This window comes from Thermoanaerobaculum aquaticum, from assembly GCF_000687145.1.
Taxonomy (GTDB): Bacteria; Acidobacteriota; Thermoanaerobaculia; order Thermoanaerobaculales; family Thermoanaerobaculaceae; genus Thermoanaerobaculum; species Thermoanaerobaculum aquaticum.
The window spans coordinates 99,826-113,821 of sequence record NZ_JMFG01000006.1 but is presented as its reverse complement, the minus strand read 5'-3'; the positions used below and the strand labels follow the sequence as shown (position 1 = coordinate 113,821).

Here is a 13,996-nt window from a genome sequence, read left to right as displayed (position 1 = left end):
CCACCCCAGGTGATAATGAGCCACAGACGGCTTGCGGCAAGAACCCGGTGGGGAAAACAGTGCCTCGCGGCAGCCACGGCTGGCCAAACGGCCAGGGCGGGTTTCCACAGGTTGTGCGGAAAACCTTGTGGAAAACCCTGTGGAAATCGCCAACAACGTGGCCTCCTCCAGAGACTTTGACAATGTGCACGGCGTTTTGTGCGTGCCTCTAACCTCATATGCTGCACTAACTTGCGCTAAATCCTCGAGCGTGCTGAGGTTACAATTTTGGTGTGTCTGCTGTTTTCCACAAGTCTTCACGGTGGTTGGACTTGGGTTGGATCTTGGGCGGTGCCGCGGGCTGTGGTAGTTTTGGCGGCCGGGAGGTGAGCGTGCGTCTGAGGTCCTTTGCCGGGAAAAGGCCCCGTTTTGGCCAGCGGGTTTTTTTGGCTTCCACGGCTGTGGTGGTGGGGGATGTGGAGCTTGCCGATGACGTGAGCGTGTGGTACGGCGCGGTGATCCGTGCTGACCTCAACGAGGTGCGGGTGGGCACAAGGTCCAACATCCAGGACAACGCGGTCATTCACGTGGACACCGACGCCCCTACCCACGTGGGCGAGGATGTGACGGTGGGCCATAGCGCCATCCTCCACGGCTGCCGGGTGGAAAACGGCGCTTTGGTGGGCATGCACGCCACGGTGCTCAACGGCGCGGTGGTGGGGGAAGGGTCGCTGGTGGCCGCCGGGGCTTTGGTGCCGCCGGGGATGCAGGTTCCTCCGGGCATGCTGGTGGCCGGGGTGCCGGCCAAGGTGGTGCGGCCCGTGAAGGACGAGGAACGGGAGAGGGTGCGGGCGGGCCTGGTCCATTACTTGGAGCTGAAAAGCCGCTACCTGGCGGAAGAGGAGCAGGAAAAGGAGCTCGCTTGCCTTTCCGATTGGGAGAAGCTCCTATGATCCAAAAGCCCCGCGGTACCCGCGACATCGTGCCTCCGGAGTCCAAGCTTTGGGTGGCCGTGGAAGCCACCGCCCACCGCGTGTTTCAGGCTTTCGGTGCCGAGGAAATCCGCACCCCCGTCTTCGAGCACACCGAGCTTTTCGTGCGCTCGGTGGGGGAGACCACCGACATCGTCCACAAGGAGATGTACACCTTTGCCGACCGCAAGGGTCGCTCTTTAACCTTGCGGCCGGAAGGCACGGCCGGGGTAGCCCGGGCTTTTTTGGAAAACAGCCTGGACCAGCGGCCTTTGCCCCAACGCCTTTACTACATTGGCCCCATGTTTCGCTACGAGCGGATGCAGCGGGGGCGTTACCGGGAGTTTCGGCAAATTGGCCTGGAAATCATTGGCGCCGCCTCGCCTCTGGCCGATGCCGAATGCATTGTGGTGCTGTTTGAATTTTTCACCGCTCTGGGCTTTGACAACCTCACGGTGCATGTTAACAACCTGGGTGATCCCGAAGACCGTCCCAGGTACGGCGAGCTGCTGCGCAGCCATTTGCAAGGTGTAAGAGACCAGCTTTGCGCGGATTGCCAGCGGCGCCTGGAGGAAAACCCCTTGCGGGTTCTGGACTGCAAGGTCCCCACGTGCAAGGCAATCACCGCCACCACTCCGGGAATGGAAGCGGTAGCCAGCCCAGCTTCCCGGGCGCACGTGGAGGAGGTGACCTCCCTTTTGACCTCCCTGGGCATTCCCTGGCAGCACAACCCCAGGCTGGTGCGGGGTCTTGATTACTACGTGCGCACGGTTTTTGAGGTGGTGTCCCCAGAGCTTGGCGAATCCACGGTGATTTGCGGCGGGGGGCGCTACGACCGGCTTTTGGCCGATTTGGGCGGCCCGGAAATTCCCGGTGTGGGCTTTGCCATTGGCGAGGATCGCCTGGTGGAGGTTTTACCCCCGGCTTTTGCCGCCAAGGTCACCGCCGAAGGGCGGCTGTACCTTATCCCCCTGGGGGGTGAGACCGCTTTTTTCGGTTTGCAGTTGGCCCGGGACCTGGTGCGGCAAGGGGTGCCGGTGGAGCTGGAGGTGAGCGGGCGCTCGCTGAAGGCGGCTTTGAAACGGGCCGACAAGCTGGGCTTTGCCAGAGTGGCCATTTTCGGAGAAGACGAGCTGGCCCGGGGGGTGGTGCTGCTTAAAGATTTGCGGGCCGGAAGCCAAACGGAAGTGAGCCCGGTGCAGTTGGCGGAAATTTGGAACGCGGAGGCACAACCATGAGCCGAGACCCGTTGCAGGAGCTGGCAGCCGCCATTGACCACACGTTGCTCAAACCCGAGGCCACCCGCTCCGATATCCTGCGCCTTTGCCAGCAGGCCCGGGAGTACGGCTTTGCCGCTGTGTGCGTGAACCCCACGTGGGTGGAGGAAGCGGTCCACCATTTGCAAGGAAGCCCGGTGGTGGTGGCCACGGTCATTGGCTTTCCCCTGGGTGCTACCACCACCGCCGTTAAGGTCTTTGAGGCTCGGGAGGCCTTGCGGGCGGGCGCCCGGGAGCTGGACATGGTCATGGCCCTGGGCTTGCTCAAAGGCGGGGAAGACCAAAAAGTCCAGGCCGATGTTGCCGCCGTGGTGGAGGTGGCGAAGGAGCACGGGGCTTCCGTAAAGGTCATCCTGGAAACCGGACTTTTGAGCGAGGAAGAAAAGACCCGGGCAGCCCAATTGGCGGTGGCGGCCGGGGCTTCGTTCCTCAAAACCTCCACGGGCTTTTTGGGCTCCGGCGCCACCGTGGAAGACGTGGCTTTGCTGCGGCGTATAGCTCCTGCTTCGGTGGGGGTCAAGGCTTCCGGCGGCATCCGCACCTTTGCCCAGGCCGGGGCCATGCTGGCCGCCGGGGCCAACCGGCTGGGCACCTCTTCGGGTGTGGCCATTATGGAGGAAGCACGGGCGTGGTACGCCGAGCCTTAAAGTGGTTGCCCTGGGGACTGGTACCGGCGGCGTTAGCCGCCGGCTGGGCTCACGCCCCGTCCCTGGTGCGGTTTGCCTTGGCGGGTCTTGCCCTTTTGCCGCTGGCGCGGCTTTTGGGGGAAGCCACCGATGCGCTGGCCGAGCGGTTGGGTCCGGTGGCTGCCGGCCTTTTGAACGCCACCTGCGGTAACGCCGCCGAGCTCATCATTGCCGTGCTGGCGTTGCGGCGGGGGCTGGTGGAGGTGGTCCAGGCCTCGCTTTCCGGCTCCATCATAGGCAACTTGCTTTTGGTTTTGGGGCTTGCCCTTTTGGCCGGTGGTTTGCGCCACCGGGTGCAGAAGTTTTCGGCCCTCGCCGCCGAAAGCCAGCTGGCGTCTTTAGCTCTGGCGGTTTTTGCCTTGCTTTTGCCTGCTCTGTTCTTTCACCTCGTGCGCCTTGCTCACCGGGAATCGTTGGCCTTGCCCCTTTCGGTGGCGGTATCGGTCGTGCTGCTCTTGGTGTACACCGCCAGCCTGGTGTTTTCCCTCCACACCCACAAAGACCTTCTGGGAACCCACGCCGCCCATGAAGCACCGCCCTGGAGCACCCGAAAGGCGGTGACCCTTTTGCTGGTCTCCGGTGCTCTCACTGGCCTTGTGGCCGAAGTTCTGGTGGGCAGCGTGGAGGAGGTGGGGCACCAGTTGGGCTTGAGCCAGGTGTTCCTGGGGGTGGTGGTGGTGGCGGTGCTGGGCAACGCTGCCGAGCACGCTGCGGCCATCGTGCTCGCCTGGCGTAACCACATGGACGCCGCGCTTTCCATTTGCTTTGCTTCCTCCCTGCAGGTGGCGCTGTTTGTCACCCCGGTTTTGGTTTTGCTCTCTTTCCCTCTGGGTCACCCCATGGGCCTGGTGTTTTCCGCGGTGGAAGTGGTGGCGGTGGCCGCTTCCGTGGGGCTTTCGGGCCTTGTTACCCTCAACGGCGAATCCAACTGGCTGGAAGGCGTCCAGCTTTTGGCCCTGTACCTCATCCTCGCTCTGTGCTTGGCCTTCCTCCCCGCCCAGGAGGCACTTCTCCCCCTTTAAACGTGGCCCTTTTCGGCCACCGTGCCTGCCCGCACGGTGCAACTTGAGGGGGTACCCGTTGTGATCCCGATCACATTTTGGATCTTGCCAAAAAAAAAAAAGCGGCTAGCCTCCGAAAAAAAGCCGCGGAAAGGGGCGAGAAAGGAGGCAAGACATGGACCTTAAAAGATGGTCGCTGTTGCGAACCGTGAGCGTTAGGGAGCCAGCGCTGCGGCAAAAGAAGCCTGATACGCCATCCCTTACGGGTTCGAAGTCCTTGGTTCAGCCTGGGGGGCGTCAGGTATATTGCCGTTTGGCGAAAGGGGTGATGCTTCTGAGCGCTTTGGTGGTAGGGCTGACTTGGGTGCCATCGCTTGCAGCTCAAAGTTGTGTCTACTGCGCCGGCAATGGGGGATGCTATCCAACTTCATCCGGCTACTTTTACTGTTGGCCGAGCGGCAACAGGTGCCAGGTAAGCGTGCCTTGCGCGGTAGCCGGCGGCTGTAATGGTGATTCCGAATGTTTACCACGACCGGTGCCGCTGTTTTTAGAGGGTAAGACAGCCCCTCCGGCCGAAGGCGCTAGGCTAAAAGCACAAGAAAAAAAGAACATCCCCAAACGGGTTCGTAACCATCATGTGGTCCCTTAGTTTGCTTTTTGCTCTTGCTGTAACTCCAGCTGGCGAGCTGCGGTTTCGTTTCCCGGAGGACCTGGGCCTTACGCCGGTGGTGTTGGAGGTCCAGGACGGGGAGGGAGCGGTGAAGGTTTTTACCGTTACGGCTGACAACCCGAGCCTCTCTCTCCCCGAACCAGGACCCTGGCACCTAAAGGTACTGCAGCCCTCTCTTTGGCCGGCCTCGGTTACAGTCCCAGTCCCTGTGACCTCAGGGGCAGAGCTGAGGTTTTTTTGGCAAGCCGAGGTGGTGTTTTCGTTTAAGAGTCGTGACGAAACGTTAACCGGTGTTAAGGCCACCCTGTTCCCAGCCCGTGGCAGCGTGGGGCCCTCGTGGGAGCTAAGTTGCACGCGGGGTGGAGAACGGTGGCGGTGTTCTGCACCCGCTGGCGAGTGGCGAGGCAAACTGGTTATTCCTGGTTTTGTTTCCTTTCGGATAGACAAACTGCGGCTTAGCCCCGGGCATACAACGGAGGTCGCTAACATCCCCCTGCGAGCAGAGGCCAGGGTTACAGGTGTGCTCAGCCCAGCTCCCGACCCTCCCCTTTCGATCTCTCTCCTTCCGGTGAAGGCCAGTTTCCCCTCACTTGCGCCCGAGGACGACCCGTTTTACCGGGAGGAGGGATTTACCGATAGAGAGGGGGCGTTCTCGTTTGCGGGCCTGGAGGGAGGTAGCTATGAACTCCGGCTGAACTCGGGATGTGGTGCACGGCTTTTGCGGTTTTCTCTGACGGCCTCCTCATCTCTCACTCTTCCTGTCCTCAACGTGGCGTGCGGCGGCAACCTGCGGGTTCGTATTTCTCCCCAGCTCACAGGGTCCTGGGAAGTTTTGGTTTTCGCCGAGAACTCAGGGCAAGGGGTTAAGAAGCCGGTGGTGCAGGGGCGTGTTGCCGGCGGGGGAACCTGGGCGTCTCCCCCACTGCCCGAGGGGACCTATAACGTTTTAATCCACAACGCGGAGGGGGAGGCTTTATCCGTGGAGCAAGTTTGGCTGGGTGCGACGGGCGCTACGGTGGACTTTGGGGACGCAGGGTTTACCGTTCGTGGCGCGATCTTCTACGGTGACAAGCCGTGGAAGGGACGCTTCAGGTTTGTAAAAACCGAAAACGCAACTTTCGAGGTTCACGTGAACACCGACGAGGAAGGGCGCTTTTCCGCGTACCTACCGGAAAAGGGAAGGTGGTGGGTGAGCCCTCTGGCCGACTCGACCCGTTTTGAGGCTGCTCTGTGGTTTGAAGCTAAGGCTGGCAGGACGCTTGCCATTACGTTTCCCGCAACCCACCTTTCCGGTTACGTTTACGGGGAAGGCGTGGCCTCAGGACCTACGTTCGTTTATGTTCTTGGCAAAGCAATGGCCGCCTCAGGCTCTTCCCAGATCAAGCGAGATGGATATTTTGAGGTGCAAGGCCTTCCGGAAGGGGAATACTGGGTCCAAGCTGTAGGCCCCACCGGCATTTCGCAAGTCTTTGCCGTGCGCCTGGTTGACGGTGAACCGTTGTCGCTGGATCTTGCGCTTACTCCGTTTTCGTTTGTTACCCTGGAACTGTCCGACGGGGAAAAGCCCGTTGCTGGGGCTTTGGTGCATTTTAGACCGTTGGGTGAAGGCCTTCCCGCGCAGCTATTGCCGCCGATACCTGTCACCTCGAGTGCCGACGGCAGAGCGCGTTTGCCTATTCCAGCCCAAGCGGTGGCCGTAAGCGGCGTGGTGCTGGCCCCTCCCCTCGCGGTTCAGGGATTTTTTTCCCGCGCACCGCTGCCTTCGTCTCTCCCAATTGCCATGGGCCAGCGGGGCGGTACGCTCGTGCTTCCGAGAAACCTAGTGGTGGGTAGCGGAGAAAAACCCCGCAGTTACTTGTTGCCGATGATCGACGACTACATGCTCGATGCCTTCCACGATGTGACCAGTTGGCGGGAAGCTTACGGCACGGTACCAGGTCTTGAGGGAACTGTCTTGCCTATGGCGCCCCCTGGCCACCACCGCTTGTGCCTTGTTCCGGCCCAGCGCCTTTGGGAAACCTTAGGCCTAGTGTCCAAGCCCCAGGACCTAAGTTGCACCTCAGGAAAGCTCCTCCCAAATGGAATCTTGCGTCTCCTGCCACCGAAAGGAGCCACGTAATAGGCTTGGGGCAGCCTCGGTTGTTGCTTGCCTCGACATCGAGTTTGGTCGCCGAAGTGGCTAACCTCGAACTTTTCTGTTGTTTCGCTTGCGGGTAAGACGGAGCTCGGGACCCCGTGGGCAAAAAGGGCAGGAAACCCCCTGCCACCGGTTCAGGCCCCCGGCGTTTCTGGGGGCTTTTGGCCAAGTCACGATTCTTTCTCTTTTGTGACCCCGATCACATTTTGGATCTTGCCAAAAAAAAAAAGCGGCTAGCCTCCAAAAAAAAGCCCCGGAAAGGGGCGAGAAAGGAGGCAAGACCATGAAACGGGGTAAGGTTTTGGCTGTTGTGTTGGGGATGTTCCTCGGAAGTGAGCTGACATGGGGGCTGCCGCCTGACAAGGAGCGGGTGGGGGTCTCCCGGGAGGTGGTACGGATCTTGCTTTCTGAGGTGCAGGTGGCAGAGATGAAGCTGGCGCAGGTGAGGCTGGAAGTGGTGCGGTTTTCCGGGAGTCAAGAGCACGGACCGGCAATCCTTTTGCGAGGTGAAGGGATCGTCACGGTTGCCGGAAAAGAGGACAGGGTGTTGCTTTTGGCGGACACGGCGAGCGGTTTTTCTGGTCAATGGCGGAAGCTTTCCCGCGGGGAGGTGATGCAGGTGCCGGTGAAGCTCACGGTGCGGGGTGAAACGCTTTCCGGCGCGCTGGTGGTGTGGGAGAGGGAAGGCCAGCGACAGGGTCGGTTTGTGGTGGAAGAAACAGCTGGCATGGGAGTTTCCCTTTTAGGAACCCCCGAACCCCGTCTGCCAAGTCGGGAAGTGGAAATCCACTATTATTCCGATTCGACCTTCACGGAGGAAGTTGGTTGGGAATTACGGCTGTGTAACGGGACGACTGTGAGGGAGGGCGTTGTTGGCCCGGTGAAGTGGGAGATCTCCGAACTTTGCAGCGGGGGTGGCGGCTCATCGACTTGTGCAGAATTCAGTTGTAACCGGTGTGCACCCGGCTGTGTATGGTGTAGCATTGAGTGCCCGTGGTACAACTAGCTTGATGTAAAGGCCATGGAAATTCTCTCGTACCCTGTTGGTCTGCTGGTGGGTGTTATCCAAATCACCGTTGCTTTTTCCGCTGGCGAAAACGGTGGCTCTTTGCTGCTCAACGGGGAAAAGGTTTGTGATCTCACACCATCGCAGAACTCTTGCCAGGTTGCTTTGGGAGCGGTGCCAAAGCTTCACCGCTTGGATTTGGCCAGCGAGACACCGCAAGGGTTGGTCGTGAACGACACGAGATGGTTAAACCGGGGCGTTTTGCCTGCGGAGTTGCGATTGGTGAAAACCACAAACGGGAAACGTTGTGAGATGTTCTTGGTGTATGCCCACCCGAATAAAGAGAAGGCCATTCGCCTGCTTGTAACCAGTGATCGAGAGGTTTTGTTTGACGGTCCACCCCGGCACTCACTGTCGCTGAATTGCGAGGGATCTGTTTTTGTGGCGGCCGAGGTTGCCTTTGCCGATGGTTTACGGGCCTCATCGGTGTTACCGCTTTCGCAGTTTTCTGAGAACGCCTCGGTTGCGGTTTATCCTTGGCATCTGGAGGCGGTGGAGAGTGAGGAACAACGTGCGCTTGCTTTGGGTGAGAGCGCACCGTTCGCTGTTGAGAGGGGTGAAGCCCACCTGCTGGTAGTGGCTGAACCGTTTTCCCTAGCGAAGCTGCTTGATCTGGCCGGCGTGCAAGAGGCACCGGCAGGGGACTGGGAGCTGCGCGAGCGCACTGCGTCTCTTCGCGCCGTGCGGCAACTACGGTTTTCAGGACCGTTGTCAGAACCAGTGGCAATTACGCTAATCCTGGCGGTAGAAGGCTTCCCTCGGGTTGAGATCCCCAGGTCTCGAGATTGGCTTCAACGTCTCCTACTGGCTTCGGAGGAGCTTTCCCAGCGGTTTGCCAAGCGTCCTCGACGGCTTTGGGATGCTACGGCTTTGGCCGGCTATCTTGCCAGCAGCGTCAGCCGTAGGCGGGTGGTCTGGGCCATCTCTAGCACGGTTGGCGAAGATGCCTCCAGGTTTGCAAGTGCGTCGGTTCGCCGGTACTTGATGGAGCTTAACGTTCCCTTGGTGCACTGGATCATCGCGACTAAAAGTAGCGAAGATGTTGCGGTTACCAAAATATGGAGTCAAGACGATCTTGCTCCCGCATTTGCGGCCCTGGACCGCGTTCTCGGGAATCAGGTTGTCCTTTGGCTGACCAGGGATCCTCTGGCTGAGCCGGTTCCTGAGCTTCCAGCTGGGTATCGTCGGGCTGGGGATTATCGGTATGCTGGGAGCTCGAAACCCCGGCCGGAAGCTGATCAGGCATCTGGGGGAGAGGTACCCAAACCCTTAACTCGCCTGGGCTCACTCGGTCGGTCGCTAGCAGCGAATGCGAGAAAAGGGGAGATGCTTCGACTTCCAATCCCGCCTGGTTTTGCAAACAAAGTAACTAGCGGCGCTGACGAGGCTGTGTTTCAAGCCGAAGGGGCCGAGCCCGCACGCCTGCCGGTGGAAGCTGAGCCAGGTTCGGCGCCTGTGTTTGTTTTCATCCACCCTGCCTTTGTAACCGCCGAGTCTCTGCCCTATTGGAAACAGCAGGTGTCCGAATTAGCGTTTGCTTTGGCTCCCCATTCCCCGATCTTGCTGTTGCCGAGGCAGGTCGGCTTCGGATTGGAGCCGGTTCAGTTAGTTGGTCCCGAGGCTTTGAATACACACTGGTCGCAGTTAACGCGGGTTTTTGAGGCAATGCTAGGCCTAGCGGGGCGCCGGGCTGGTTACCTCGAGCCATTAACGAGGAACAATGCGCCGATGTATCGCCAAGCTAAAATGGCATTAGCGGCCTCGCGAGGTCAGGAAGAAAGAAGTACCTTGCTTGCAGCTTTAGCCTCATTGGTGGACTGGGCTGACAACCACCCAGGTCCTGCTTGGCTGCTCGTTTTCGTAGACGATCTTCCCATGGACCCCTGTGGTCTCGTAGCGACGCTGATGAGCCAAGTTACCGGCGAACCGCTACCTGCGGCACAAAACTGTGGCCTTTCCGAAGAGCTGCGCCAGCTTGCCGCCTTTTTGTCGTTCCGTGGCTATTCCGTCCTTGGCGTATGGCAGACGCTCAGGAAACCGGAGGCTAGGTTTCTCTTTGGCGCGGGGCTTGAGGGAAGCGTAAGTCCCACCACTACTACTACTGTTTCACTGGCGGGGGGCGACCAAGAATTCTTGAAGTTGCTTGCCTTATACACTGGCGGTTCTAGCGCTAAGGATCGTTTTCAGTGGCAATTTGAGGCCAATGGGAAGCACCTCTGGGCCCTTCTGCAAACCGAAAAGATCGGCGGACTTTCTGGGCAGGGTAGCAGGCTTTCCCTGGGTTCTATAAGCTGGGCAATACGCCGGGAGCGCCCAGAGTTTTGGGTCATTGGGCCGTTGCAAGCGTATGCAAGGGGCGGTACCGTTTCCGGTGATCTGCTGGACGACATTGCTGTAACAAGGAGGGAGCCACGCGACGGGTCCACGACCTTGGGCATCAGATTGCATCTCAGGCAGGGAAAAGAAGAACCGCCGCGTGGTCCTGTACGGCTTTCTGTTGGCACCTGGGCTCAGTCGGGTCCAGTGCGGTGGCAACAGAGGATGCTGGAAACGCCGCCTGATGAGTTCCTGATCTTCGAAACGAACGTTGCACCGGATGCTCTTTGGCTTGGCGTAGTTGTGGAGGATTTGGAAAGCGGCCGCTGGGGCGGGGCGTCAGTCCCTGTTGAGAGTCCGTAGGAGGCAGGCGTTTCTCTCGCGCGCTTTGTTGCTGTTTGGGGGAAACAAGGGCTACGTGCGCAGGACCTTCAGGATGAACCAGGTTGTAGGGCGCGAAGACCCACAATCTCCTAGCGCGGCCGGAGCGAGACTTTGTTAACCGGTCCCAAAAATGTTTTGGGAACCCCTTTGTTTGGAGCAAAAACCTAAAAGCTTCAGGTTCCCCAAGAGCCTTCGGTTGGGGTTATTAGGCGTCTAAGATGGCTGGCCCAGTTGGGTTTTCCTTCCCGAAGTGGAAGCAGAGGGTACCCTTGCCGGAGGTGATACGGATCTTGCTTTCTGAGGTGCAGGTGGCAGAGATGACGCTGACGCAGGTGAGGCTGGAAGTGGTGCGGTTTTCCGGGAGTCAAGAGCACGGATCGGCAATCCTGTTGCGAGGTGAAGGGATCGTCACGGTTGCCGGAAAAGAGGACAGGGTGTTGCTTTCGGCGGACAGCGCGAGCTCTTTTTCTGGCCAATGGCGCAAGGTTTCCCGCCGGGAGGTGATGCAGGTGCCGGTGAAGCTCACGGTGCAAGGGGAAACGCTTTCCGGCGCGCTCGTTGTGTGGGAGAGGGAAGGCCAGCGACAGGGTCGGTTTGTGATGGGGGACCGCGGTGATCAAGGATTGCTTGCAGCCCGAGACTTGGCTGCCGGTGAGCCAACGATGCCCGTTTCTGAGCTAGTGATAGATTATTTTGCCGACACTAACTTTTCGGAGTGGGTTGGCTCTTTCATCCGCCTCTGCAACGGCGCCACCTCCCGCGAGGGGATTCAGGATGGGTTTTCGAAAGCCGAAACGACAACTTCCTGTGATTTAAACAACCCCTGGACCCGCCAGGAATGCTGGCAGTACATCGGCTGGGACGAGAACGGGGACGGGACGCCGGAGCAGTTTGTTTGGTTTCAAGTTAATTGCCCACCACGATTTCCCTGGTAGTCTGCGGCCGTGGAAATCCTCTCTTTTCCCGTCGGTTTGCTCGTGGGTGTAATTCCCGTTTACGTCTCACTTGCACCAGAAGAATCCCCAGCCAGGCTGTTTCTTGACGGTCGCGAGGTCTGCGTGCTCTCCACAGCATCTCCCTCGTGCCAAATAGATCTGGGTGGGGACCTGGCGATGCACCGGCTTGAGCTCGTCGGTCCAGAGCGCGAGGGCGGCCCGGCGCGGGTTGAGCGGTGGATTAACCGTCCCGGACAGGAAGCGGAGCTTTTCTTACGAATTGACAAGCAGCCGAACGCGCTTCGTGTGAATGTGGGTTGGGCGCACCCCGAAAAGCTGTTACCTCGTGAGGTTAGGCTGCAGATTGGGGGGACAGAACGAGCGCTGAAGCCCGGTGAGCCCTTTGTCTGGCAACAGCCTCTTCGTGAACCATCGATCTTGGTGGCGGAGGCGCTTTTTCCTGACGGGCGGCGCGCGCAACGGAGCGTCGTCCTCCAAGCAGATTTTGCGGAAGAAGCTGAGAGCTCTTTGTCACCGATCGTAGTAGAGGTCGAGCCAGGCATAGAGGTGCCCACGGAATTGTTGGGATGCCGCGTGGTCGCGGTGGAGGAGGGGGATGCAGTGATCGGGGTTGTTGCTCACCCGGCCGCGGTGAGGGCGCTGGCCGACGAAATTCTGGCTGGTAGTTTCGCTGGCTCGCGGCGTAGCCAGCTCCTCGACTCCAGGATTCCATTTTTGCGCCAGGTCGTGGCGATAGGGGCGACGCCCCAGCTCCCACAAAGGGAAACGATCGCGAAGCCCAGCAGCGGAAAAGGCAAACGGGCAGCTGGCATCGTTACCCTCCCGGCAAATCTTCCTTTTGAGGGCCGCCATGAGCCACGGCGTTTCGCCGACGCTGTGGCTCTGGGAGCTTTTCGTGTGGGCTCTTGGCCCGGAAGGCGGGCTGTGGTCCTCATTTTGGACGGCCAATGCGTCAATGACCACTCGGTATTTAAAGCTGGCACCGTGACTCGCTACTTGGAGCAGCTTCATATTCCGCTGGTAATTTGGTCGGCCGGGGCGGTAAATTGTCCGCAGTGGCCGACCCCACGCGATGTTTCGAGCTCCTCCCGTTTCGATGCGGCGCTGGTCGAACTGGAGCACCTTTTACGCAGGCAACGCCTTCTTTGGCTTCAGGGGGAGCTTCCTTTCCCGATGACCCCTTCACCATGGCCTCGGGGTATTGGCCCCCCAAAAGGAACCAAATCCGCGGCTCGGGTACGAGATTAACGTTTTCATCCCAAGGCTTGGCTTTGAGATGCGCTACGCAAATCCGGGCAAGAAAGAACGCCTTTTGCCTGCAGATTTCTTGGAATCCTTTATGGTTCGCAGCGAGAACACCAATAATGTTCGGATAGCCATGGGGCATTCGGAAAAGCCAAGGCAGGGAACTTTTAACCAGCCAAAAGTGGTACGGATCTTGCTTTCTGAGGTGCAGGTGGCAGAGATGAAGCTGGCGCAGGTGAGGCTGGAAGTGGTGCGGTTTTCCGGGAGTCAAGAGCACGGACCGGCAATCCTTTTGCGAGGTGAAGGGAGCGTCACGGTTGCCGGCAAAGAGGACAGGGTGTTGCTGATAGCGGACAACTCAAGCTCGGTTTCTGGTCGATGGCGGAGGCTTAACCATTTCCTTAGGTTGAATTGCGCTTTGTGTGCTCAGGTTGGAGCTGGGTACAGGCATGGAGATCGTTAGCTTTCCGTGGGGCATTTTGGTTGGGACTGTGGTCCTGCAGATTTCCGCTGTCCGGGAGGACCTTCCGGGCCGATTGTGGCTCAACGGACAGCTGGCTTGCGAGCTAGTTTCGGTTCATTCGACTTGCGCCTTGGACCTCGGGGGCACACCACGAGTGCATGAGGTGGTCTTGGAGGACGCGCGGGGCCAGGTAAGGGAGCGGGTGTGGCTGAATCGCGGTCCCTGGCGTCCGCGGGTTTCATTGAAGCGTGAACCTTGCGATCCGTCTTATCTCTGCTTTCGCGTCAGCGGCGGGCATCCGGAAAAAAAGCCGATAGCCGCCATTCAAGTTGGGGTGGGAGAGCAACGCTGGAATTTCGGCCCAAATCAGGTGGCGAAGATTCGCGCCCCAGCTGAGGGCTCTGTGCTTCTGGTTCGCTTGGAATTCGTCGATGGCAGCGTCACCGAATATGCCGCGACGGTCGGGCCCACCTTGTTTTCGGAGGTTGCTGAAACCACCGCGGGTTTTGTGGTGGTGGAAAAGCCGTCTGGATCACTTCCGGCTTCACTTTGTGGCCAAACCGTCTTGGGTGAGGAAACGTCTGCCCCTCCGGCTCTGGTTTTCGTTTTGGAACCTGGGGCCCTACGACGGGTGCGTTTTTGGGCCCAGCAGGCTCAGTTCCAACCCCGGGGCCTCAAGGAGATGAGTTGGTTTCAGCCTGCCGATGCCAGGGCTTGGGAAACGGCTCAAAAGGCCTTGGAAGGAGCAGAACGGGTACTGTTTTGGGTGCTTTTGGCAGTTTGCCGCAAGTGGTTTCACCCCAAGCCTCTCCAGGTTTTTCGCGGAAAGCTGGGACGCTGAACTG

General features: G+C 59.4%; 9 protein-coding genes. 8 read left to right on the top strand and 1 reads right to left on the bottom strand.

Features of this window, described 5'->3' with window-relative positions; translation table 11 throughout:
• Nucleotides 1-371: 371 nt before the first annotated feature.
• From EG19_RS02795 to EG19_RS02750, 7 genes are all read left to right on the top strand, one after another.
• The gene (locus tag EG19_RS02795; protein WP_200867104.1) at nt 372-932 is read left to right on the top strand and encodes a gamma carbonic anhydrase family protein; all 561 of its coding nucleotides are present in this window, start codon (nt 372-374) and stop codon (nt 930-932) included.
• Nucleotides 929-2,188: a histidine--tRNA ligase gene (gene hisS / locus EG19_RS02790; RefSeq protein ID WP_038047209.1), complete on the top strand. Its 1,260-nt coding sequence runs from the start codon at nt 929-931 to the stop codon at nt 2,186-2,188. Before EG19_RS02795 ends, hisS begins: the two co-directional genes overlap by 4 nt.
• Entirely contained in the window at nt 2,185-2,874 is a 690-nt protein-coding gene (deoC, locus tag EG19_RS02785; RefSeq protein ID WP_038047206.1) for a deoxyribose-phosphate aldolase, read from the top strand. Before hisS ends, deoC begins: the two co-directional genes overlap by 4 nt.
• Nucleotides 2,856-3,935 carry a calcium/proton exchanger gene (cax, locus tag EG19_RS02780; RefSeq protein ID WP_038047203.1) on the top strand — a complete coding sequence of 360 codons (1,080 nt, stop codon included), beginning with the start codon at nt 2,856-2,858 and terminating at the stop codon, nt 3,933-3,935. Before deoC ends, cax begins: the two co-directional genes overlap by 19 nt.
• A gap of 3,069 nt (nt 3,936-7,004) precedes the next feature.
• Nucleotides 7,005-7,727 (top strand): hypothetical protein, encoded by a 723-nt coding sequence (locus EG19_RS02765; RefSeq protein WP_038047195.1) that lies wholly within the window; start codon nt 7,005-7,007, stop codon nt 7,725-7,727.
• Nucleotides 7,728-7,742: 15 nt separating this feature from the next.
• Nucleotides 7,743-10,466 (top strand): hypothetical protein, encoded by a 2,724-nt coding sequence (locus tag EG19_RS12260; protein WP_152543873.1) that lies wholly within the window; start codon nt 7,743-7,745, stop codon nt 10,464-10,466.
• Nucleotides 10,467-10,765: 299 nt separating this feature from the next.
• The gene (locus tag EG19_RS02750) at nt 10,766-11,422 is read left to right on the top strand and encodes a hypothetical protein (protein ID WP_152543872.1); all 657 of its coding nucleotides are present in this window, start codon (nt 10,766-10,768) and stop codon (nt 11,420-11,422) included.
• 531 nt (nt 11,423-11,953) lie between these two features.
• Here the strand turns inward: EG19_RS02750 and EG19_RS13565 are convergent.
• Nucleotides 11,954-12,454, bottom strand: a complete 501-nt coding sequence (locus tag EG19_RS13565) for a hypothetical protein (RefSeq protein WP_161685307.1) — start codon at nt 12,452-12,454, stop codon at nt 11,954-11,956.
• A 1,100-nt stretch (nt 12,455-13,554) separates the two neighbouring features.
• Here EG19_RS13565 and EG19_RS02740 point away from each other — a divergent pair.
• On the top strand, nt 13,555-13,992 hold the full coding sequence (locus EG19_RS02740) for a hypothetical protein (protein ID WP_038047186.1): 438 nt from the start codon (nt 13,555-13,557) through the stop codon (nt 13,990-13,992).
• The last annotated feature ends 4 nt before the right edge of the window (nt 13,993-13,996 follow it).

Excerpts from the sequence above, each read along its gene's own strand:
- hisS (WP_038047209.1), top strand. The coding sequence starts at position 929 with ATGATCCAAAAGCCCCGCGGTACCCGCGACATCGTGCCTCCGGAGTCC.
- deoC (WP_038047206.1), top strand. The coding sequence starts at position 2,185 with ATGAGCCGAGACCCGTTGCAGGAGCTGGCAGCCGCCATTGACCACACG.
- EG19_RS02765 (WP_038047195.1), top strand. The coding sequence starts at position 7,005 with ATGAAACGGGGTAAGGTTTTGGCTGTTGTGTTGGGGATGTTCCTCGGA.
- EG19_RS12260 (WP_152543873.1), top strand. The coding sequence starts at position 7,743 with ATGGAAATTCTCTCGTACCCTGTTGGTCTGCTGGTGGGTGTTATCCAA.
- EG19_RS13565 (WP_161685307.1), bottom strand. The coding sequence starts at position 12,454 with ATGAAGCTGCTCCAAGTAGCGAGTCACGGTGCCAGCTTTAAATACCGA.